Origin of the sequence: Legionella sainthelensi, assembly GCF_900637685.1 — a bacterium.
GTDB lineage: Bacteria > Pseudomonadota > Gammaproteobacteria > Legionellales > Legionellaceae > Legionella > Legionella sainthelensi.
In genome coordinates this window covers 781243-804086 of the sequence record NZ_LR134388.1, presented here as the reverse complement: position 1 = coordinate 804086, position 22844 = coordinate 781243, and the positions used below count along the sequence as shown (strand labels likewise).

Genomic DNA, 22844 nt, shown 5'->3' with positions numbered 1-22844 from the left:
ACCTGAATCATGAACTACTGATTATGCTTCGCTGCGCCAAACTCTCTTTTCCAGCTCATAAATCAGCAATCGTATACTTATCATTTTCTAACAGCTTAGTAATAATCTGATTAAATTCAGCAGCGATGAGATCTTTAGCTTGTGTTGTTAATGGACCATTTATGGAAAATAGATATTCACCTTTTTGATTTTTTGAAAATAAAATCCAAAGAACATGGCTATTTGTAGGACGATCCTCGCTGCTAAAATGATTCGCATACTGATATTTTAAAGAGGAAACATCCAAATCATGACTGGGCTTACCAAAAAAAGAAGGCGTGATATTAATCAATACTCTTAACCGTTCTGGCTTTTGCAAAGGAATATTTGTTTTAAATAACTTGTTCAGCTTCAGTTTAATTGTTGTTGAGTAATCAATCACTTCCGCCCAACTTAAATACTTAAGATAAAAATCAATGAGTTTCGAGTCGAGCTTACTTTCTTTAAATTGTTTGGTTAACCAAAACTTATTCCATTTATAGCGTAAATAATGAGTCATCGCCAATCCTGCTCCTTGAAACTCATTATTTTTAATTACATGAGAACATTTTTGATAAGGGGCTGCTTTCAATTGTTGCTCATCAATTGCTTTAATGAAATCAATAAAACGATACTCTTCCTTTAAAGCACTATTTATTTTTTTATATTCAGAGAACAAACCCACAATTGAATTATACTGACTCCCTTCCCTCCCACTATGAATTTGGATAAAGGGTACATTTTTTTGACGACTCAATTTATAAAATGCAATATGGCAAACTGCAATTAATCCTGTGCTTACGTTCATATTTTTTGTTTTATGCCACTCAATAAATTGTTCTGCTCGACGAGAATCAATTGGATAATGGAATAAATATTTTTTCTGGCTGGCCGTAGACATGAAATACTGGGGCCCCAAGTACAGCATTTTAAATGCTTTATTGTAATCACGCCAAAAATCAATTTTCTCATTTAAGTTTTTTTCATAGAGAGAATTATTTTTTTTGACATAATTAAGAAAAGAATCTCTTTCTGGCTCTATACTTATCTCCTCTCCCTGAGTCAGCATGTCATAACATGTTTTGAATTGACTCAATACCAGATCACATGAAGGGCCATCGACGATAATATGAGGTATCACTATATGTAATTCATGTAAATCACTATTTATCTTATAGAGATAAACGCGAATTAAAGGTTGCTCACTTAAAGGAATTGCACGCAGCATATTCTTTTGAAATTCATGACTCAGCTCTTTAGGTTCACTCTCTAAAGAAACGTCTCTATAAATTAATGCAAACCGACCTTGCCTATTCAATACTTGAACCGGCTCTTCTTTATTAAAGTTCAACCAAAATGTACTATTTCTCTTAACCACATAATCAAATGCTTGAGCAACATATTCTTTATTGAGTTTACCTTGGATCTGTAATTGAGTACCTATATTATAAGGATACTCTCGTTTGTTAAGCACCCAAAATACGTATTGAAAATCACATAAAGGAACTGCTTCCTGCAGTGAGTTTTCAATAAGTTGGCTCTCTGTTTTATAATTAAAATTAAAGAAATTTTGTAACTCATCAACAATGCTTTTTGCTATTTTACGTATCGTTGGTTTATTAATGAAATACTCTATAGACAAATTAAGCGTAGGACATTGCAATTTATCATGAATTCGATTTCTAATTTCAATCGCCATTAATGAATCCAATCCTAATGAAAATAGCCCATCATCAATTTTGATTTGCTCAATAGTATCCAACCCTAAAACATCAGCAACAATTTCTCGCAAGGATTGGCCTAATAATGCCATAGATTCTTCTTGAGTATGCTGACGCAAAACATTTAAAAAATGTTGATCCACTGGAGTATTCTTAACCAGGTCAGACAACCAAGGTTGTTTAGGTACAAATTTAAAATAAATTTCCCAATTAATAGGACATACAGCAATTTGCACCAACTGACTTTTTAATAAAACATCAAGAATATCGATACTGGATTTATCCAGTGAAGTAAATCCACGCTGTTGTATTGCTTGTGATAAATTAGCAGTCATCCCTATAGCATCAAAAGGCCCCCAATTTATAGCGATGGCAGGTAATCCTTGTTGTCGCCTTAAATAAGCCAGTCCATCCAAGAATCCATTGGCTGCAACATAATTTGCTTGTCCTCGTGCCCCTAATACCGAGGCTGATGATGAAAACAGCACAAACAGATCCAAAGGAATTTCTTGGGTTAATTGATGCAAAATTAAAGCACTATCCATTTTCGCGCTTAATACGGGCTGCATCTCCTCATCACTTAAATTGATTAAGAGACCATCTTGCACCCTACCTGCAAGATGAAATATTCCCTGTAATGGGTATGGACCTTGCTCAATCTCAGCAATAACTTTTTCCATTTGCTGATAATTACTGGCATCCGCTTGATAATGCTGAATAAATATATTTTTCTTTCGAGCTCGATTAATCAATTCCTTTATAGAGTCTGGGCATTCGGATCTGCTTGTAATAATAATATGTTGGGCCCCTCGATACATGAGGTACTCAATTAATAATCGTGCCAAACCACCTGTTCCGCCTGTGATCAAATAACTCGCATCACTTTTAAATAACATTTGCTCTGGAGTGAGGTTCGTTGGCAACTGCATTTTCTTAAGTCTTGGAATATAAACGGAATCTCTAACTGCAAATTGATTTTCTGCATTATTCGTTGAGAATAAAATGTTTAGAATAGTGGACAAAGTACTCTTGGCATCCAAATCAACAATATAATTTTTATTGAGCTCAAGTTCATTGCTAAAGGTTTTCCAAAAAGAACTCGCCATAGTATGATAGGGATTAACTTTGTCCTTCTCATCAATCGCATAAGCATTTTCTGTGACCAAAATAAAACTATTGGGCCGTAACTTAAATAATTTCTGGCACAAATGAAATAAGGCATTGAATTGGTCTTGATGATACAAGAAAACAATGTTCTTGTTTTCAATATTTTTTATCTCATTGAGATTGTCTATGAATTGATAATTAAGATCAGCAAGCACTTTTTTGGCGTGGACAGGATCAGAGGCAATCACCAAGAGTTCGGGAATTTCTGTTTGCACCGATAAATTAAACTTAAGCGTATTCCATCGAATATGATAAAGATGTTGAAGATTAGGTTCATACGAAATGAAATGTGCTCGAGTAACTTTTCGTAATTTAAGCTTTTCTATCTCACCAATCAGTAATCCTGAGTTATCATAAAATTTTACATCAAAACAAAGTTCATTCTCATTTTCAGAGGCTCGTTGCGTGAGATGCATCCAAGCATTCCGAGGGGCTTCTTGAAAAGTAATCATACGCGCAAATGTATAAGGTACATAAGTTGAATGCGCAACATGATTCATAACAAACAACCAAATGCTTTGCATAGCCCCATCAAGCAAAAGAGGATGATAATAGTAATTTTGTGCATCAGCAGTTTTTGGTAATACTACTTTTGAAAGTATGTTTTCATTATCGATATAAGTCTCTTGTAACACATGAAGCTTTTCATCATAAAAATAAGAATGCGATTTAAAATACTCATATATTTGTAACGATTTGATATGGCGAGCAAAAGAGGATTTTAAGGTATCAAGATCAACAGATCCAGGTATCGATGGCGCTACGAGACCAATTTCCATTTCTGAAAATAATTGCCAGTTGTCCTCGTGTTTCGCAAAGATGTTTATTTTGAATTGACTCTCATTTTGGGGTTTCACTTGCACCTGAAATTCTTGTTCGATTTTAGGATATAAAGGACGTTCTATATGAAACTTTTCAATACAAAAAACATTGCGTTTTAAAACTAATTTAGCGGCAGCCAAGCCTGATTCAATATAGGCAGTTGCTGGTAATACAACTTTATCAAAGATGTAATTTTGCTGGATATAGGAAAAATGATCTAAATTCAGTTTATTGCAAAATAAATATTCATTTCCAGGGAGAGAAAACATTTGCCCTAAAAGAGGATGAACGACATCCAAAGAAGCATTTTGAGGAGACTTTTTTTCAACCCAAAACTCAACAAGATCAAATGGATAATAAGGTAAATTGACCTTAGCATAACCGTTGCCAGCAGCTTTATAATAAGAAACCCAGTCAACCTCTTTGCCTTGTAGATAAAGATTGAATACTGATTTGAGTGCTGAATCATTAAAATGAAGCGCCTCATTGAACTGAGCAGTCTCTAATAATTGGCTCGCCTCTTTAGCGGTTTGGGCTACTAGAGCAACTCGATAACTATGATGTTCGCGACAGGTAGCGGCGGTAAAGCAGATATCACCAAAATCATCCGTCGTTGTCGCCAAATAGTGTTGATAAGTTTCAGCTAAATTATCTAAGGAAGTTTGGGACTTAGCTGAGAAAACAAGCAGATGAGGCTTACTCACTTTTAATGGTGATTCGCTGCGTACCTCCCGCGGTTTATCCGCAGGCACCATAGAGAGTGTACGATTACCGGATCCAGCGGATAAACCGTGGGGCGTGACATATGAGTCAGTTTCAACAGCATGAATACCATTAGCTGTTAACGGGGAGGCAGAAAACTCTTGTAAAATTACATGTGCATTAGTCCCGCTAAACCCAAATGCATTCACTCCTGCGCATTTGGGTTTAGTATCAGTATTCCAATCGATTTTTTGCAATGCAAGACGTGTTTCACCTAAATGTATATGAGGATTTAATTTTTGAAAATTCAAAAGCGGGTAAATTTTTTTCTTTTGCAAACTGATGACTGCTTTAATAATACTTGCAACCCCAGCAGCACTCTCAAGATGGCCAATATTGGTTTTGACCGCGCCCAGATATAATGGATTATCTGGACCGCGTCCTTTTCCATAAACTTTATTAATTGCATGGACTTCAATGGGATCACCCAAAGGAGTGCCTGTTCCATGCGCCTCAATAAAGCTGATATCACTGCTGGATAAGTCAGTTTGACTTAAGGCTTTCATCATCACTTCTTCTTGGCTTAACCCATTAGGAACAGTTAATCCTGCAGATCTCCCATCATTATTAACCGCTGAGGCTTTAATGACAGCTAAAATGGTATCTTTATCACGTAATGCATCAGACAGTCTTTTTAAGAAAAGCACACCACACCCTTCTGCGCGAGCATAACCGTCTGCATGTTCATCAAAAGTTTTACACTCTCCATCCGGAGATAACGCTTTCGCTTTACATAAAGTAACATTGGATTCTGGCATTAATAAAACGTTAACACCACCTGCTAACGCATAATCGACTTCCCTATTTTTTAAGCTTTGGCATGCGTAATGAATTGCGACCATCGATGAAGAACATGCCGTGTCTACACTTATAGATGGTCCTTTAAAGTCAAAAGCGTAGGCAACTCGTCCTGGAATAAGATTAGAGACGTTACCTGTAATAGAATAAACGCTTAATTCTTCATTAGAAAAACCTGACTTTTCGAGTTGGGCATAATATTCATTAGGACCTACCCCAGCAAACACGCCAGTTAAGCTACCACGTAAATTCTCAGGGGTGTAGTTTGCATGTTCTAGAGCATGGTACGAACACGCTAAAAATATTCGTTGTTGCGGTTCCATCAACTTGGCTTCACGAGGACTAATTCCAAAAAAATTGGCATCAAAACCTTTGATATTTGTAATTAATCCCAGTTTCTTGACATATGATTTTCCTGGAGCATCCATATTGGGATCATAATATGTCTTATTATCCCAACGCTCAATGGGAATCTCTCTCATACCACTTCGCCCTTCTTCGAGCAATGCCTCAAAAGCAGCGATATCTGGGGCATTAGGAAAATTACAGCTCATACCAATAATAGCAATTGAATCATCTATTTTTTCTACTTTAGATTTAGGCGCTTGCTTTTTAATTAAATTCTTATCCAGTTCAGATTCTATATATTGAGCAAGTTTATTAATCGATGGATAATCAAAGCCAATAGTGGCAGTTACTTTAAGTGTTGGCGCTAAGTTTTCCTTAAGCTTGGTAGCCAGCTCTGTAATCATCAGTGAGTCAAACCCAAGTTCAAAAAATCCTTCATTCTCATCCAAATCCTCAGCATCTGATATCTCAAGAATTTCTTTACAAATGCTAGTTACCATTTCGTTACACACTTGCAATCGATTTTCTGCATTCACCTCCAGATAATCATTAAGCCATGCTGATAAATTTTGATCCGATATATGACTTACACCAATAAGATTATTCTCCAGAAACTGATGAAAAGCAGGCAATGGTTTGGGAACAAAATCAAGCATAAACTTGAGGTAGTCAGGTGAAATAATGGCCGCATGGCTCAACTGCTCATTGATGAGAATTTTAATAAAAGCATGACCTTGCTCATTGCTAATTAAGGATTGCTTTAGACCTTGATCTTGTGAGCGCTTCTTTGCCATGCCCACTTCTCCCCAAGGCCCCCAATCAATTGCTACACCCACCATGCCTAGACGCTGTCGCTCAGCAATTAACGCATCCAAAAAGCTATTTGTGCCACTATATACTGACTCCCTATTACTACCAAATACTGATGAAATCGAAGAATAAACGACAAAAAAATCCAAATTAATGTTTTGACTCAGTTCATGTAAATACCATCCGCCCAGTACTTTGGCAGAAAACAAATAATCCACATCATTATCGGTATGTTCAATTAATGGTGCTTTAACCGCGGCACCAGCTGCATGAATAATTCCCTTGAGTAAACCATCACTATTCAGCTCTAAAAGCATAGCCTGTAGTTTTTCTTTATCGGTAATATCCAAACTGATCGCACGAATTGTCCTTCCTGTATAATTGTATTTTAATTTTTTTATTGCTTCTTCTATTGCAGGTTTATTTACATTTCTTGAAGTAAGAATAATTTCTCTTGCTCCGGAGGAAAGTAATGCTTGTGCGGTTACCAAACCTAAACCACCACAACCACCCGTGATCAAATAACGTCCTTCACCATAAAGCGAACGCCGTCGGTCTACTAATTTGTTTTTTTTCAAACGTGCAATGAATCGTTTCTTATCTCTATAGGCAACAATATGCTCGTAATAGGGATCATCATTATAATTTATTTCATCAATGACTTGCGCAATATAATCTTCATCATCCGTTTTTTCAGAATCAATAAGTATCGTATGAAATTGAGGTAGCTCTAATACCAAAGTACGGCAAAATCCAATCAAAGAGCTATTACTTAAATTAAGTGTGCCGGAAGCAAGTTCAGTAATTGCATTTGTAGTAAGCACAATGAGCTGTAATTTAATGGATTTCTCATTTAGCTCTTTGATCAAAGTTAATAATTTTTTTAATGTATTTTTTTGAAAAGTAACATTGGATTCAATATCGTTGTCTATAGGAAAATCCAAACCCATTGCAAATAGAACCCCAGTGAGTTTCTCTAAGGGATAATTATCCTCTTCAAAAACCACAGATAACCCCTGGGCTTCGAAACTGGATGCGAGATGTTTCGCCCCGAGAAGCAACCAGTGATTGCCCTGGATTTTACGCTGATTTTTAGTACAAGATTGATGCTGCCATTGTAATTGGAAGCACCAATCTTTAGGCATGGCTATCTCTTTTAACTTATCTTTTGTTTCGAACCAATGTTCTTCACGATCAAACTCGTATAAAGGCAACTTAACTTTTAGAAAAAAATTATCCCCAAAAATTGTTTCTTCATTGTCCTTATCTCGGGTATGTTCAGACGTTAATCCTGCTGCAAGAGTATTATAATAATGAAACCAATCAATCTTGACCCCATCTTGATATGCAGTCTGTAATTGCTCCAATGCCATTGATTGGTGCAAAAATAAAGGAGTGTTTTTTTCTTTTTTGATTTGATAAATCTTATATTCATTTTGTTCAAGAAAAGATGCAGCTTCTTTTGCGGTTTTTGCTTTGACTGCTACTCGAAATAAGAAATGATTGCGGCATGTTGCTGCGGTATAGCAGATATCGGCAAACTCTTTATCAGTGCTTGCTAAGAATTTTTGATAACTTGTCAAAAGTAACTCAAGAGCAGTTTTGCTTTTTGCTGAAATCAATAACAAAGACTCTTGCGGTAAAATACGAGACTCTACCTCTCGTAGCGGCACTTCTTGTAAGACAGCATGCGCATTGGCACCACTAAATCCAAATGAACTGACACCCGCGCACCTTAACCCTTTTTGTTTATGCCAATCCATAGTACTTAATGGAATAATTGTATTTTTTAGCTCAATTTGTGGATTTAATTTCTTAAAATTAAGGTGTTTAAAGAATTGGTGTGTATGTAAACTTAAAACTGTTTTAATCACTCCTGCCACGCCCGAAGCACTTTCTGAATGGCCTATATTTGTTTTAACTGAGCTGATGTAAAGCGGATTTTCTTGACTGTGGGCTTCACTAAAAATTTTAGTGAGCGCATTCACTTCAATAGGATCAGCAAGTGGTGTGCCTGTGCCATGCGCTTCGATATAATCAATATCAGCCGGGGAAAGATTTGCTTTCGCAAGTGCGCTCCGTATTACTTCTTCTTGCGCAATCCCATTAGGAACCGTAAAGCCCCCGCTCTTACCATCACTGTTAATTGAAGTCCCTTTAATGACTGCAAGAATCGTGTCCCTATCCTTGAGAGCGGTACTTAAACGTTTTAAAACAATAACACCACATCCTTCACTACGCGCATAACCGTCAGCATCTTCACTAAATGTCTTACAGCGACTTTCAGGAGATAACATTCTTGCTTTTGAAAGGGTAATATTTGAATCAGGAGCAAGTAAAATATTGACACCGCCCGCTAAGGCCATATCACAATCACCAGACTGTAAACTCACACACGCATCATGAATTGCAGTCATAGAGGAAGAACATGCCGTATCAATTGCCTGTATCGGGCCATGAAAATCAAAAGCATAAGCCACTCGTCCAGGAATTGCATTCAACACATTTCCCGTAGCGAAATAAATATTTAGATCATCCAACCCCACGCCTAAACCTGCTAAAAGCCGTGGATACTCGTTCGTGCCAACACCGACAAAGACACCGGTTTTACTGTCTTTTATGTTAGTCAGAGGGAGATTCGCATTCTCTAAAGCATGGTAGCTTGTTTCTAAAAACACACGTAACTGTGGTGACATCAGTTTGGCTTCGCGTGGACTAATATTAAAGAACTCAGCATCAAAATTTCTGATGTGCTCTATAAGTCCAAGTTGTTTGATGTAAAGTCGCCCTAGAGCATTCACATCGGGATCATAAAATTTTTCATTATCCCAACGATCTAAGGGAATATCGACCATACCGCTTTCCCCTCGTTCTAAAAGGGATAAAAATTCATCAATATTTGTGGCTTTGGGAAAACGACAACTCATGCCTATAATAGCAATAGGTTCATTATTAAGAACGTTGACGGTGGGTTGGCGGACAACCGGATCTGGCAACAGGATCTGTTGTAAATGTCTTGCAAGTTTATCCACCGTTAAAAAAGCTGGGGTCGATATTTTATAAGAAAACGTTTCATAAATGCTTTGATCAAGTTCTCCGAGTAGTTCTTGAGTCAATCCTAGAGAACTGAAATCTTCATATTCATCAATATGTTCTCTTTTTAGAAGCGTTTGTATTTTTGCAGCCAGTTGATTTTTGATGATTTCAACTTGTTGCTCCCTGGATTGTTGTTGCAATTCAGCGGGTACGTTTTTTACCCTTGACTCATGCCAATACGATTTTCTATCAAAATGATACAGAGGCAAATCTACCTTATAATATGGAAGGGCATTTGGGGCTATTTTAATATTAAATCCAGCGAGATAAGTTTCATAAATGTTCTGAGCATCAGGAATTATTTCTTTCTCATCTTTTTTGACAGTTACTTTGTGTAATTCATAATCCTGGGACTCAATCTTTTTGATCAACGCATTCTTGTCACTCGCAATGATGGCGCAGCGATATTTGAAATGGTCCCGACAATCAATTAGCGTATAACAAATATCCTTCAAGCAAGCCGAAGTATTTTTAAGATAGGAGACATAATTGGTTATCATATGCTTCAACGAGGACTCACTATTCGCTGAAATAACAAAACACTTGGGTTGGTCATCATCTATGCTTTCTGACCTTACTGTATTATCTGCCTCCTCAATAATCACGCTCACATTAGTACCACTAAAACCAAAATTAGATACTTGTACACAGCGTTTTTTATTTTCAAGCTTTTTAAATTCCATTTCTTGAGTTGGGAATAATGCAGGTATTTTCTGTGGATTAATTGCTTGATTTGGTTTTGAATAATGTAGGTTTGGAGGAATTTTTTCATACTGTAAAGCACAAATCACTTTAATCAGTGAAGCAATTCCTGATGAGGCGATACTATGACCTACATTACTCTTTAATGCCCCGATAATCAGAGGTTTCTCTTCAGAATGCAGATTTTGATGTACCTGTTGGATTGCATTAAATTCAATCGAATCACCCACAATAGTACCTGTTCCATGAGCTTCCAGATAATCGATATCACCTGCGGTCACATGAGCCTGGGCTAATGCTTCTTGATGAAGTGCAATTTGAGCCTTAATATTTGGTGCCACTAATACTGTACCATCATCCCCATCTTGATTCATAACAACACTTTTTATTACCGCAAAAATAGTATTATTGTCTTTAATCGCATCGCTTAAACGTTTTACAATCACAACACCACAGCCTTCACTGCGTACAAAACCATCCGCTTTTATATCAAAACTACTGCATTGATCATGGGCTGATAACATGTTTGCTTTAGTTAAGCCTATAAAATTTTCAGGACAGAGATTCAGGTGAACCCCGCCAACAATTGCCAGCGAACACTGCTCCATTCTTAATGAACCAGCAGCAAGACAAAGCGCGGATAAAGAAGAAGAACAGGCAGTATCCACGGCCAAACTTGGTCCTTTTAAGTTGAGAAAATGAGAGAGTCTTCCTGCCGCGGCACTATTTGCCGCCCCAATTTGAGTGTATGCATTAAACTCAATATTGTCTTTATAATTCAGTTGACTGTAATCTTGGGCTGACGTGCCATAGAAGACACCTGTATTTGAGTTGCTAAGTGAGCCAAGTGTAAGGTTAGCGTGATTCAAAGCGCGAATTGCCACCTCCAAAAAAAGTCGATGTTGAGGATCCATTTGTTTCGCTTCAACAGTGGCGATTTTAAAAAAAGAAGCATCAAATAACTGCGGATTATTAAGAAAACCTCCCTTGCGGCCAATTATTTTATCAGCTTTGTCACGCTCAGGATCATAATACTCATCAACATTCCAACGGTTTTTGGGTACTTCTTTAATCGGTGATTGTCCTTTAAGCAACATTGAATAAAATGAATCAATGTCTTCTACATCTGAATCCATCCCAGGAAATTGACAATTCATGCCAATAATTGCAAGGGGCTCATTAAGAATATCATTTAGATTAATTTCCTGATTTTTTTTCACCACTTAAAATGCTCCCATACCACCAGATGCAGTATTAAAAAAATAAAAAATAACAATAATAGGAATTTATAACAAGACACTCGATCTTTCGCGAGAGAAACAGAGCTTATATAACTGTAAATGAATACCGCAAAAGCACTTGTAGCGATCAGACAAAAGATGCGGTTATGCAAGAGGTCTATTGCTGAACATTAGTTTCTTTTATATGCTTATTCAACACATCCCCACTAAATTTATTTTCATATGAAAACAATAATGTCATGGCTCAAAGATATATTTTCAAAATCCTCTGCAAAAGAACATCATGACACTCATACTTATTTAATAGCACAAAATGATACCGAAGAACAAAAAAATCTAGAACATAGAATCAATTTCTACGAAAATTATTTTTCCCTGATTGCTTCAGGTGCCCGATTAAAACTCGTAGAAGCAATGTTTAGTTTGAACCTATTCGCTTTATTTGAAAAAAATGAATTCGTTTTAGAACAAGAAATCATCGAAAAATTAGGATTAATGCCCATCAGAGCAAAAAAATGGTTGCATCTGCTTAGTTGTGAATATTTTTTAATCAAAAATGAAATAAATGGTGAACCTGCTTATAAATTAACCGATGAGTTTTACCAGTTAATGCACAGTCATCGCTGGTGGAATATGCAGTTCTTTTTTAATAGCTGGAATGTCGCTGCAGAAGAAAGTCTTACTGACGTATTACGTTATGGTAAAGTCAAAACAAGTGTTTCCTGGCCTCCCAAAAAAGATACGGAAGTGGTATGGCTAGAGGATTGGATGATGCGAACAGCAGAGCAACCGATTCGTTGTATTTTAGATCATATCAACTTTAAAAAAGTATCCGCTCTTTTAGATGTAGGAGGTGGAGATGGTACCATGGCCTGTGCTTTCGTTACCGAACACCCTCATTTAAAAGCTGCAGTATATAACTTACCCAAGTCAGCTGTAATGGCAAGAAAAACCATTAATGATAAAAATTTAAGCAATCAAGTAAGTGTTATTGAGGGCGACTTTATTAAAGAAGATAGCTTTCCTAAAGGTTTTGATCTTATTTTATTTACGCGAGTACTTTTTGACTGGAATGAGCAAGTTGATAGAAAACTATTAACTATGGCTTTTCAAGCATTACCTAAAAATGGTCTTGTAGGTATTTGTGAATTTTATAAAGAAGAAAATAATGATCGTTGTCTTTCAGCAGAGTATCGTTATATTTTTCACGATGATTTTACACCCCATGTGATGAAAACCGCCGAAGAGTACCGACGCATGCTGACTGAAATTGGCTTCACAATTATTCGAGAAAATATAGATGAAAAACCAGCTTTCTCTTATTGCTCATTAATTTTAGCCGAAAAATAATGACACATAGGTCTTACAATTTTCAAACAAATCTTTAAATCCTTCTATAGAAAAAATATTTAATGATTAAATAAGATAATCTATCACCGAATCACATTGATTGAAGGTTTGCCCCTACATTTTTACTGCTCAAACCGAATTACTCTTACTATCCATGTTTTTTGAAACTTAACTCTTCATTAAGAAGTCCTTCACAATTTTCATACTCCAATCAACATATGATCTTGTTGGAACAAACTCCCTTAATTTTGGCTCGATAAAATAGAAATTAAGAACACTAATTTACGTTCTTCATCTTTGTTGGGAGAAAAACATGGTCTCATTTAAAAAAGAATTAGTATTCAATATTGAAGATGTTGAATGCCCAGAATTAAAAATGCATCTGGAAAATATTGCATTATTTAGTGTGGGTATTTTACAGCACGCTGCTGTATTTTGTAATCAAGCTCAATCAATTGACAAGGAGCATGTGGATATAGTCATTCCTGATGATTTTAATATTTGGGAGCACAGTGAGGTTTTAATTGAAACGAATAGGATAGGTACATCTAATATGAAGATCGAATATGGTTCCACGATAACTGAAGTTGGAGACCATAAAAAAGGAATTTATTACCAGATTCAGCTCGAGCTGGAATATCGTGTTAAAGCATGGCAAAAAGCGCTTGAAAATTGTGATATGGGGGATAAAGCAAAATATCAGCGCTTCATTAATCAAGCAAGTGCTCTTTCTCTTGCATTAGCTCTTGGAAAATTGCATTTTCAAGCCATGATACCCGAGACAGCCGCCTTAGACTCCTTAAAATCTTGCCAAGAGTTTATTAGCCGGTGTGGCGATGAAAAACTAAAAAGTGATCTTTTATCGGATATCAATCAATTTGAAGCGCTTATTAAAAAACATCGATACTTACATTATGATGAATCTTCATCGGAAAGGCATTCAATTAGGGATGCAAGAGAAACTTATGAAAATGCCTCCAACTATTATAAAAATATAAAAGAAGCTCTTGAGTCGTCTAATTTACCTCAAGAAGCGAAAGAACATATGGCTGAAAAAATTGATTATGCTTTTGAGTGTTTTAAAAATAAAAATGATTTAAATTTGCAAGTACCTTTATTTAAATTTAGTGAAGAAGAATATTTTGAAAAATTTCAGGATAAAGCGCAGAAAATTTCCATTGGTTTAAGTACCGCCGCACTGGCTTTAACCGCAGCATCATTCAGTCCCGCCGCACCTATAACCGCTCCAGCGGCTATGGCTTTAGGTCTTGCATCGCTTGCGCTGACCTCTCCTAGTATTGCAAAAAATATAGGAGGAGCCATTTATAATAGGACTCAATATGGACTCTCCCCTACGAAAGGAGAAGTAATAACGGGTATCATGGCCCCAACATTATTAGCATTAAAAACTACGCCACTCCCCTCTCATATAGCCAGTAGTACTGTCAATGGAGTACAAAAGGGAATAACCATGGCAAAAACTTCTCATGGGGTAAAAAGATGTGTCACATTACCATACGATGGGAAAAGAGCTATGGAGGACACTGTCAAAAAATTTATAAATGAGTTTAAGAGTAACAATGAGGGAATAATTGAACGCAAATTAGATACAGGAAAATATCGCCTGCAGATACAGGGAATGAAAGAAAGTGATTTATCAGAGTCAAAGGAAAATTCTGATGTTGTATCAATAAAAATTTGAATAGATAGTAACCTCTTTGTTTTTTATAGAAAAAATAGCGGATACCTGTTGCAAGTTTCTTAATATTTTCTTAATGATTTGTTGTTATCATTGGTCAAGTTTTGATAATTTTGAGGGAAAGTTAAATGTTAAATGAGCACGATGTATCTGCCTTCATTGAGTTAGATAATACTAAAAAATTGAAAAAAGAAAAAAAACAAGTCTCATGGCTAGATGGAAAAGATAACGGAGAAATCGATGATCGATTCCTTGATGTAAGAACAGCAGCTTCATCATCAAAAAAACTTATAGATAAAAAAATCCGTCATTTAATGGATGAGGGTTACACCGAAATTGAAGCAGCATCCCTTGCAGGAAAACCAATAACTCCAAGTGGTAAAATGATTTTAAATCATCCAACTTTTTATACATCTCCAGAACGCATTAAGCAACAAAAAGAAGAAAGCAATCGATATAGCTTTTTTTCTATGAAAAATATCGGATTAGGGGTTTTAGCATTAGGTGCTGCTGCAACATTAGGAATAGTTTTATCAAATAAGAGTAAATAGCAAAAAATTAAACTGTATATCAATAACAAACTCCATTGCCTAAGCTCATCAGCGTGTCTCTGTCTTTGCTCACGTCTCTAAAAAAGAGATGTGAGCAAAGATGAATGTAATTTACAAAAATACAATCAATTAATTATAATTTGCGTCGTTGCCAGTGAATTGTATCCATCATCTAACATTAATTTTATGTCATAGACTCCTGGTGTAAGTGGCCAACTGGCATGAGATTTATACCAATTAGTCCAGTTTCCTTGTACGTTTTTGTTTGAATATTGAATAATTCCATTGATTTCTCCATGAGTGTAAAGTCGAACGGTTTCATTCAGGGCCTTATGTCTATTTTTAGGAGAAATACTTATATAATCATAGAAATACCCTGGAGAATTTTTCCAGATAATCTTAATGGGTTCGCCCGATTTTAGTACTTTTTTCGAGACCATAATCCGCGGTTTTTTAGTGCTATATTCTCCTCTTACAGGAAATAATTTCATGTGGTGTATCGGAAAATAAGATGCTCTAACTTTAAAGTGCGACACGATCGCCCGATGATCTGATGGCCAAGGCGAAAGAGAGAGAGTAACATTCTGTCCATGTTTTTCACCGATGAGCTGACTATTAATCACTTGAGCAGGACCTGAGGAAAAAATAAAATCAATACGGTCAGGTAAATCTTTATTAGAAGGATTATAATCATCAATTGAGTGTTTTACTGCTGTTCGGTTTGCAGGCCAGGTAAAACTTGGCGATTTGTAAGCATTGGGAACGATGTGTCGATATGAATCTACAAAACCCTTGTTTGCCGCATATTGAGTAACGGGCCAATTCATAACGTAACGGTGATTACGTTGTCTTTGTAGCGTTGCACGAGACCAATCCAAATGGGAAGGTGAATTGAAGTCCCCGGTTAAAAATACAGGCACTCCTTCTTTGGCTAGAATGGCTAATTCATCAAAAACAGGTTTTATTTCTGAGAAACGTACTTTCAGTTCGTTGCTACGTACCATGCGTGCATCAAAGCCTTGATTAATAAGACTGGGACCATACGGTTCATCAGGTAAATGTACGTTTGCTACAGCCACAAACTGTTGAGGTTTTACTTCAATTAAAACAAATCGTTGTTGTGGGACTGTTTTGTATAATGGAAATCGTGAAATAACATGGTGATAGGGATCATAATGCCAATTTAATACTTTTGCTAAACGCTTCATATTTCCCCATGCCTCTTGAATACCGACTACATCCGCTTTAGATTGTTTAATTGCTTTAACCACCTGATTAAAATCAATTTGTGTTCCACCATTTTCAATATTAAACGTCATGATAACAAACGGCTTTTCATTTAACTTTGCATGAGCAGTATCAATAATGAATAAGAGAATAAAAAATATAAAAATACTGGATTGGAGTTGAAACAGCCTTAAGCAATTCATCTTGCTGCCCTTAATTTCATGTGATTTCGAGAGAATGATTTTATAAGATCCAGTAGCAATCTGGAATCGTTCAGCCTGTAAAGGCATTTATGATACAATAAAGGCTCATATCTTGCTTTTTGAGGAAGGAATAACATGATAACTCATCGTATGGATCTGCGTTCTTATCATACTGAGTGTCATAGCCATGCCCATGAATTTGCGCAGTTAGTATTGCCATTAGTTGGATCCTTGGAGCTGGAAGCAGGAAGTTACTCAGGTGTAATAAACGAGAATAGTGGTATATACATTGCGCCCAATGAACAACATTGCTTTGCAGGAAGTCCTAAAAATCTATTTTTAGTAGTTGATCTTAAGGCTCAAAATCATCCCGATGGATACCGCTCCCACGAATTTATGCTCACAAAAACCATTAAGAGTCTCGTACAATTTGCCCATGAGTACTTAACTGTTCAGGAAGAAGATTTTTTTGCCGATTCATTAATCAATCAGTTGTTGATTCATTTTGCAACAAATTCTTTCTCAGCGAAAGGAGATCAAACAGTAATTAAAGCAAAAAATTGGATTGATCGTTATTTTGCAGATGTTATAGATATAAGTAAAGTAGCAAAGTATTGTCATTTGAGTGTGAGTCAATTACAACGTCGCTTCAAACACGTTATGGGATATAGCCTTGCAGAATATTGGCGCGCTCAAAAACTACAGCATGCGAAACGATTATTGCCTTTAAAGAATTGTTCAATTGAAGCGATCGCTTTTTCAGTAGGTTATGAGAACTTATCTGCATTTAGTCGTCGATTTACACAAACATTTGGTGAGTCTCCTTCACAATGGAGAGCAAAAGCGTTGAACAGCACAAAAAATGCAGAAAATGGATAACTTTTTCTGAATTTAACTCTGCTAAACTAATCTTCTTAATGAGTTATAATTAGAGATGTGAATGAATAAATCTACCACCTATTTTCTGCAAGGTATGTGCTTTCTTATTCTGGCCCAGATTATGGTAGGCGTGAATATTGTTGCTTCTAAGTATGTGCTGTCTTCTATCCCCATTCTTTTTATATTAGCACTACGATTTACACTAGCCGCGATTATTTTATTTTTTTTGCATTGGCTCACCCCTGCAAAAAAAACATCCATGAGCTATTATTTTTTCAAATTAAACCAAAAAGATTGGTTTTTTATAATCGCACAAGCCCTTTCTGCAGGAGTGCTGTTTAACTTCTTTATGTTAGGGGGGTTACAATACACCGATGCTAATATAGCGGGTATTATTACCAGTGCATTACCAGCACTTATTGCACTCATGTCTTGGATTATTCTTAGTGAAAAAATATCAGGGAAAAAAATTATTTGTGTGGGGTTTGCCACTTTAGGCCTAGCCATTATTGGATTTAGTAAATTAAACGGTGTTCAAGCAAGCCACTCATTTTTAGGGGACATGCTTGTTTTGCTCTCTCTTATACCCGAAGCAACCTACTATATCTTAAGTAAAATGCATACACCTCCGCTTCCAGTATTTTTAATTTCTTCCGTACTTAATGCAATAAATGCCATATTATTGATGTTTTGCCTGTTTTTTTGTTCCTGGGATAATTTATCAATTCATTTTTTTGATTGGCTTATTTTATTTATTTTAGGTTTGAGCACAGGTCTTTTTTATGTTTTTTGGTTTCTGGGTTGCCAAAAAGTAGATGGCGTGATGGCTTCATTATCCACAGCGGTAATGCCATTAGCTACCGTAATTCTTGCATGGCTAATACTCGGTGAGCACTTAACCACAAGCCAAGCTATAGGCATGGGGATGGTTCTTCTCTCAATTGCGGCTTATGCGAGACGGTAGAAAAAAAAGATGGATATAGCCTATGATGCATTTATGACAACGATAAAATTAGGAATCCAAATTGATTGCTCAAAAAAAATGGGCGCATTTCTCTCATGAATCAGATATCGGTGTGCGAGGGTGTGGTTCTACTTTATCTGAGGCATTTGCCATGGGAGCTCTGGCATTAACTCATGTCATTACTCATCAATTAATTCAACCGCTTAAAAAGGTTCACATAAGCTGCGAAGCTCCCAGTCAAGAGATTTTATTCGTTGACTGGTTGAATGCCATTATTTACAACATGGCAATCCATGAGATGCTTTTTAGCCAGTTTGATGTCACGATTAAAGGACTAAAATTAGCTGCTGTAGTGACAGGAGAGCAAGTGGATAGTGTTCGGCATCAACCCGCAGTGGAAGTTAAAGGAGCTACCTTTACCGAATTAAAAGTTTATCAAAGTAATCAAACTTGGATAGCACAATGCGTTGTTGATGTATAATTACCAGAATAATCAATTGTAATGCATCTTCATTCAGTAACTAAGGCAAAATCAATGGACTTAAATTTATTGGAAAAAATCAGCGATTTTGAATGGCAGATTCCCAAGCACGGTAAAATGAGGGTACCCGGATTTATTTTTGCTTCGGAAGACTTATTGCGCGATATGGATATGAAGGTTTATGAACAACTGTCTCGTGTGGCCACATTACCTGGAATTGTTGGTGGCTCATATGCTATGCCTGATGCTCATTGGGGATATGGATTTCCTATTGGCGGCGTCGCGGCATTTGATCCTGAGCATGAAGGAGTGGTATCCGCAGGAGGAGTTGGTTTTGATATTTCGTGTGGTGTAAGACTCTTAAGCACTGGTCTTAAACGGGAAGAATTTGAACCTTACAAAGAACAAATGGCGAATGCTTTATTTACGCATATTCCAGCCGGTGTAGGCAGCAAAAGCCGTATTAATCTGACAATGAAACAAATGGATGATATGTTACGTGGCGGCGCTGTTTGGGCGGTCAAGCAAGGATACGGAGATAAGGAAGATTTAGAACGTATTGAAGATTATGGTCGCGTTGATGGGGCATTACCAGCGCATGTTTCAGAACATGCAAAAAAACGTCAAAAAAATGAAATGGGTACTTTAGGATCCGGTAACCATTACTTAGAAATTCAGGAAGTAAAAAAAATATATTGTGACAAAACTGCGACAGCATTTGGTTTAGCTCAGGGCGACGTGGTGGTAAGTATTCATTGCGGTTCGCGCGGCTTAGGCCATCAAATAGGAACTGATTTTCTACGTTCCATGTTAATTGATGCGCAACAACGCGGGATTCAACTCATTGATCGTGAACTCGCTTGTGCACCTATTCGTTCGTCTATGGGGGAGCGTTATTTAGGGGCAATGCGCGCCGGAATTAATTGTGCCTTAGCAAACCGTGAAATCATTACCCATTTTATGCGAGAAGTTTTTCAAGATGAAATGCCTGGCACCAAAATAAGACTTATCTATGATGTTTCTCATAATACCTGTAAGGAAGAAACGCATCAAATAGAAGGCAAATCAAAACGTTTGTTTGTGCATCGTAAAGGTGCTACACGGGCTTTTGGACCAGGTCATCCTCAATTAACTGCTTCTTTTAGGCATGTAGGTCAACCCGTCATTATTGGGGGCAGTATGGGAACCGCCTCTTATGTTTTAGCAGGAACAACAAATGCCGAAAATAAGTCTTTTGGTTCAGCCTGTCATGGTGCTGGACGTGCTATGAGTCGACATCAGGCAACAAAACAATGGCAAGGGCAAGATATCATCAAGCAATTAGCCCAACAAGGCATTTTGATTCGCAGCAGTTCCTATCGTGGAGTAGCAGAAGAAGCTCCAGGGGCTTATAAAAATGTGGATCTTGTTGTTGATGCAGCCCAAGACTCCGGCTTAACTAAGAAAGTAGCCAGATTAATACCTATTGTTTGCGTGAAAGGCTAATTCGCATTTTGTATATTTATTTATCTTTTCTATCTGCTATAGCACTCATAAATTTGAAACATGAATTCATTTGACATCAATACTCATAAATGAAGCCTTATTTTCTCAGTGGGAAACTAAAAATAATTGCTCTCAAGAGATACATATGCGTATACTTCCCAAGAGAAATTGACAAAGAACATTATGAACACAGATCAAAAAATCACCTGCCCAACATGCCAAAAACAAAATACCTGGTGCCCAGATAACCCATTCAGACCTTTTTGTTCTGACCGCTGCAAACTCATTGATCTAGGTGAGTGGGCGAATGAATCCCGAAAAATTCCTGGAAATACTACTGATCCAATGCGTCCATCGGATACTAATGCGCTCCAAGAAGAGTTGGGTGATAATTTCCTCTAACACAATCTATGCTCACACGATGCCCTGCACCCAGTATCCTGCGGACAAGCAGCAGCACGCGCGAAACAAGCACTTGTCAGGATTTAGTGAGAAATTACCCAAATGCTCTTCAACTTTATTATTTAAATAATTAAGAATCATATTCGCTCTTGTTATTTAATTATTTTTGAATAAGAATTTATTTTAATCTACATAGAGCTCATTATGCCTCCGGAAACCGCTGTTGATAATATAACCTTATTAAAACAAGTTATTGAAACTCAAAGTATTCTAGCCAGGGCTCGCTTCGATCTCCAAGCTTTTATGCAACTAGTAGCCAATGAAATGCATGAGCTTACCCCAGCAACAGGAACAGTGATTGAGTTGGTAGAGGGTAATTTTATGGTCTATAAAGCGGTGACTGGCACTGTTACAAACTACCATGATCTTAAATTGCCAATCACTAACAGTATTTCAGGACTTTGTATTGTCGAAAACCGAGTTTTAATTTCTCCAGATACAGAAAAGGACCCTCGAGTAAATTTAGAAGCATGTAAAAAAGTATCTGCTCGCTCTTTAGTCGTCGCGCCATTAGTTTATTCTGACAACCCAGTTGGGGTAATAAAAATTCTTTCGAAACATCCTAATGCGTTTCATGAATTACATGTAAAAATTTTGGAACTTATGGCAGGGTTCATCGCCTCAGGATTAAAACATCAGCTTTTATTTCAAGAAAAACTAAGTGCTATTAAGAAGTTAAAAAAAGCGCAAGAGCGTTTATCTCACATGGCAAAACATGATTTTTTAACAAAATTACCTAACAGAAAGTTTTTTGTTAGTGTTTTGAGTCGGTCTATGGAAAAAGCCAAACGTAATAAGCAATTAATTGCTTTGATGTATTTAGATATAGATCATTTTAAATGGATTAATGACAATTTAGGGCACAACATGGGCGATAAATTATTAGTTAAATTCGCTACTTTCCTGAAAAAAAACGTTCGTAAATATGATTTAGTAGTTCGTCTGGGCGGAGATGAATTTGTTATATTATTTGATGACCTCAACGAGGAAGTGGATGCTGTTAAAATAGCAGAAAAAATCATCACTAATTTAAATCTAGATCCGTTTTTTAATAGCAATGAACTTAAAGTTTCTACAAGTATCGGTATTTCATTTTATCGTGGGGAACCACTCAACCCGAACGAATTGGTAAAACAAGCTGATGAAGCATTATATTTGGCAAAATCGAAAGGAAAAAATGGTTATATGATTTTTAAATAAACAATAAATACAGTGCTGTTTGATTTTAAGCATTTCTTGTCATGATAATCTTTTAATTGACTTGTCTCACTGAGTTTTTAACATCCTCATAAGCTGTATTTCTTAAAACATCTCCGTGCGCGCTAATAAGATGTTTAAATTTCAATTTTAATAAATGAGTAAAATCATTTCCTTGTACTCCAGTGGCTTTAAGCCAAATAGGTGAGATTCGCGCTTTTGCAATTTCCCCTTGAGATATGGCCATTTTAGCAGTCTCTTCACTAAAAAATTGATCCACACTCACCCAATTTTTAATACTGTCACAACTAATAATAATGCCCTCATCATTATCAAGATATAGAAATCCTTCTGCGGGAGTGGCGTTTTTAAACATAAAAAACTGAGTGTTTTTTATGGGTAACTTATCAGCATCCTTTAAATATTGTGTTGAAGAATGGTGAGGGGCATTCGCGTGCTCTCTAGGTTGAACCGTCCATAAACAGGCCTTGTAACGATCTAAATAAAATGGATCATCTCTGCCATGAAAAGCGCCAATACGAATGACATGCTTCACATCCCCCAAGGTATCAAGCGCTCGTAATCCGTCCTCATTCAGACGCACCGTATTAATCAGTGCTAAATCACCATTACTCGCAATGATAGTCATGTTTCTGCTGTGTTGAATCTTCTTATTCTCAAAATGAGTGATGTTTGAACCTCGTACCACATAGATACCTTCAAATTCTTTAATAATCTCGCCATGAGGCCATACAGGAGAATACTCTGACATAATACCTTCCGCTTACTAAAATTTTATCAAAAGTAGTGTTCTCTTTGAAAACAAATATACATCCAAGAGGAGCATGAAGCTCCTCCTGC

Annotated in this window: 12 protein-coding genes; 9 read left to right on the top strand and 3 right to left on the bottom strand. The window is 36.7% G+C overall.

What is annotated here, in order from left to right; all coding sequences use genetic code 11:
* Positions 1 to 55: 55 nt before the first annotated feature.
* A complete protein-coding gene (locus EL220_RS03535) occupies positions 56 to 11467 on the bottom strand; it encodes an SDR family NAD(P)-dependent oxidoreductase (protein ID WP_027271492.1) in 11412 nt (3803 codons plus the stop codon).
* 240 nt (positions 11468 to 11707) lie between these two features.
* Between EL220_RS03535 and EL220_RS03530 the strand changes: the two genes are divergently transcribed.
* The 3 genes from EL220_RS03530 to EL220_RS03520 all read left to right on the top strand — a co-directional run bounded on the left by EL220_RS03530 (position 11708) and on the right by EL220_RS03520 (position 15085).
* Entirely contained in the window at positions 11708 to 12835 is a 1128-nt protein-coding gene (locus tag EL220_RS03530) for a methyltransferase (RefSeq protein WP_027271491.1), read from the top strand.
* 313 nt (positions 12836 to 13148) lie between these two features.
* Complete coding sequence (locus tag EL220_RS03525) at positions 13149 to 14537, top strand: hypothetical protein (RefSeq protein WP_027271490.1); 1389 nt, start codon at positions 13149 to 13151, stop codon at positions 14535 to 14537.
* Between the two features lie 125 nt (positions 14538 to 14662).
* Positions 14663 to 15085 carry a hypothetical protein gene (locus EL220_RS03520; protein WP_027271489.1) on the top strand — a complete coding sequence of 141 codons (423 nt, stop codon included), beginning with the start codon at positions 14663 to 14665 and terminating at the stop codon, positions 15083 to 15085.
* A 125-nt stretch (positions 15086 to 15210) separates the two neighbouring features.
* On the opposite strand, the gene EL220_RS03515 is transcribed toward EL220_RS03520, so the two are convergent.
* Positions 15211 to 16602 (bottom strand): endonuclease/exonuclease/phosphatase family protein, encoded by a 1392-nt coding sequence (locus EL220_RS03515; RefSeq protein ID WP_027271488.1) that lies wholly within the window; start codon positions 16600 to 16602, stop codon positions 15211 to 15213.
* A 48-nt stretch (positions 16603 to 16650) separates the two neighbouring features.
* Here EL220_RS03515 and EL220_RS03510 point away from each other — a divergent pair, with 48 nt between their 5' ends.
* The 6 genes from EL220_RS03510 to EL220_RS03485 all read left to right on the top strand — a co-directional run bounded on the left by EL220_RS03510 (position 16651) and on the right by EL220_RS03485 (position 21986).
* A complete protein-coding gene (locus EL220_RS03510; RefSeq protein ID WP_027271487.1) occupies positions 16651 to 17394 on the top strand; it encodes an AraC family transcriptional regulator in 744 nt (247 codons plus the stop codon).
* Between the two features lie 61 nt (positions 17395 to 17455).
* Positions 17456 to 18358: a DMT family transporter gene (locus EL220_RS03505; RefSeq protein WP_027271486.1), complete on the top strand. Its 903-nt coding sequence runs from the start codon at positions 17456 to 17458 to the stop codon at positions 18356 to 18358.
* A 61-nt stretch (positions 18359 to 18419) separates the two neighbouring features.
* The gene (locus EL220_RS03500) at positions 18420 to 18839 is read left to right on the top strand and encodes an archease (protein WP_035906185.1); all 420 of its coding nucleotides are present in this window, start codon (positions 18420 to 18422) and stop codon (positions 18837 to 18839) included.
* Between the two features lie 54 nt (positions 18840 to 18893).
* Complete coding sequence (locus EL220_RS03495; RefSeq protein WP_027271484.1) at positions 18894 to 20324, top strand: RtcB family protein; 1431 nt, start codon at positions 18894 to 18896, stop codon at positions 20322 to 20324.
* Between the two features lie 183 nt (positions 20325 to 20507).
* The gene (yacG, locus tag EL220_RS03490; protein ID WP_027271483.1) at positions 20508 to 20726 is read left to right on the top strand and encodes a DNA gyrase inhibitor YacG; all 219 of its coding nucleotides are present in this window, start codon (positions 20508 to 20510) and stop codon (positions 20724 to 20726) included.
* Positions 20727 to 20930: 204 nt separating this feature from the next.
* On the top strand, positions 20931 to 21986 hold the full coding sequence (locus EL220_RS03485; RefSeq protein ID WP_027271482.1) for a sensor domain-containing diguanylate cyclase: 1056 nt from the start codon (positions 20931 to 20933) through the stop codon (positions 21984 to 21986).
* Positions 21987 to 22038: 52 nt separating this feature from the next.
* Here EL220_RS03485 and EL220_RS03480 read toward each other — a convergent pair whose 3' ends face one another.
* Positions 22039 to 22755, bottom strand: coding sequence for a hypothetical protein (locus EL220_RS03480; RefSeq protein WP_027271481.1), 717 nt, complete (start codon positions 22753 to 22755; stop codon positions 22039 to 22041).
* Between the last annotated feature and the right edge of the window lie 89 nt (positions 22756 to 22844).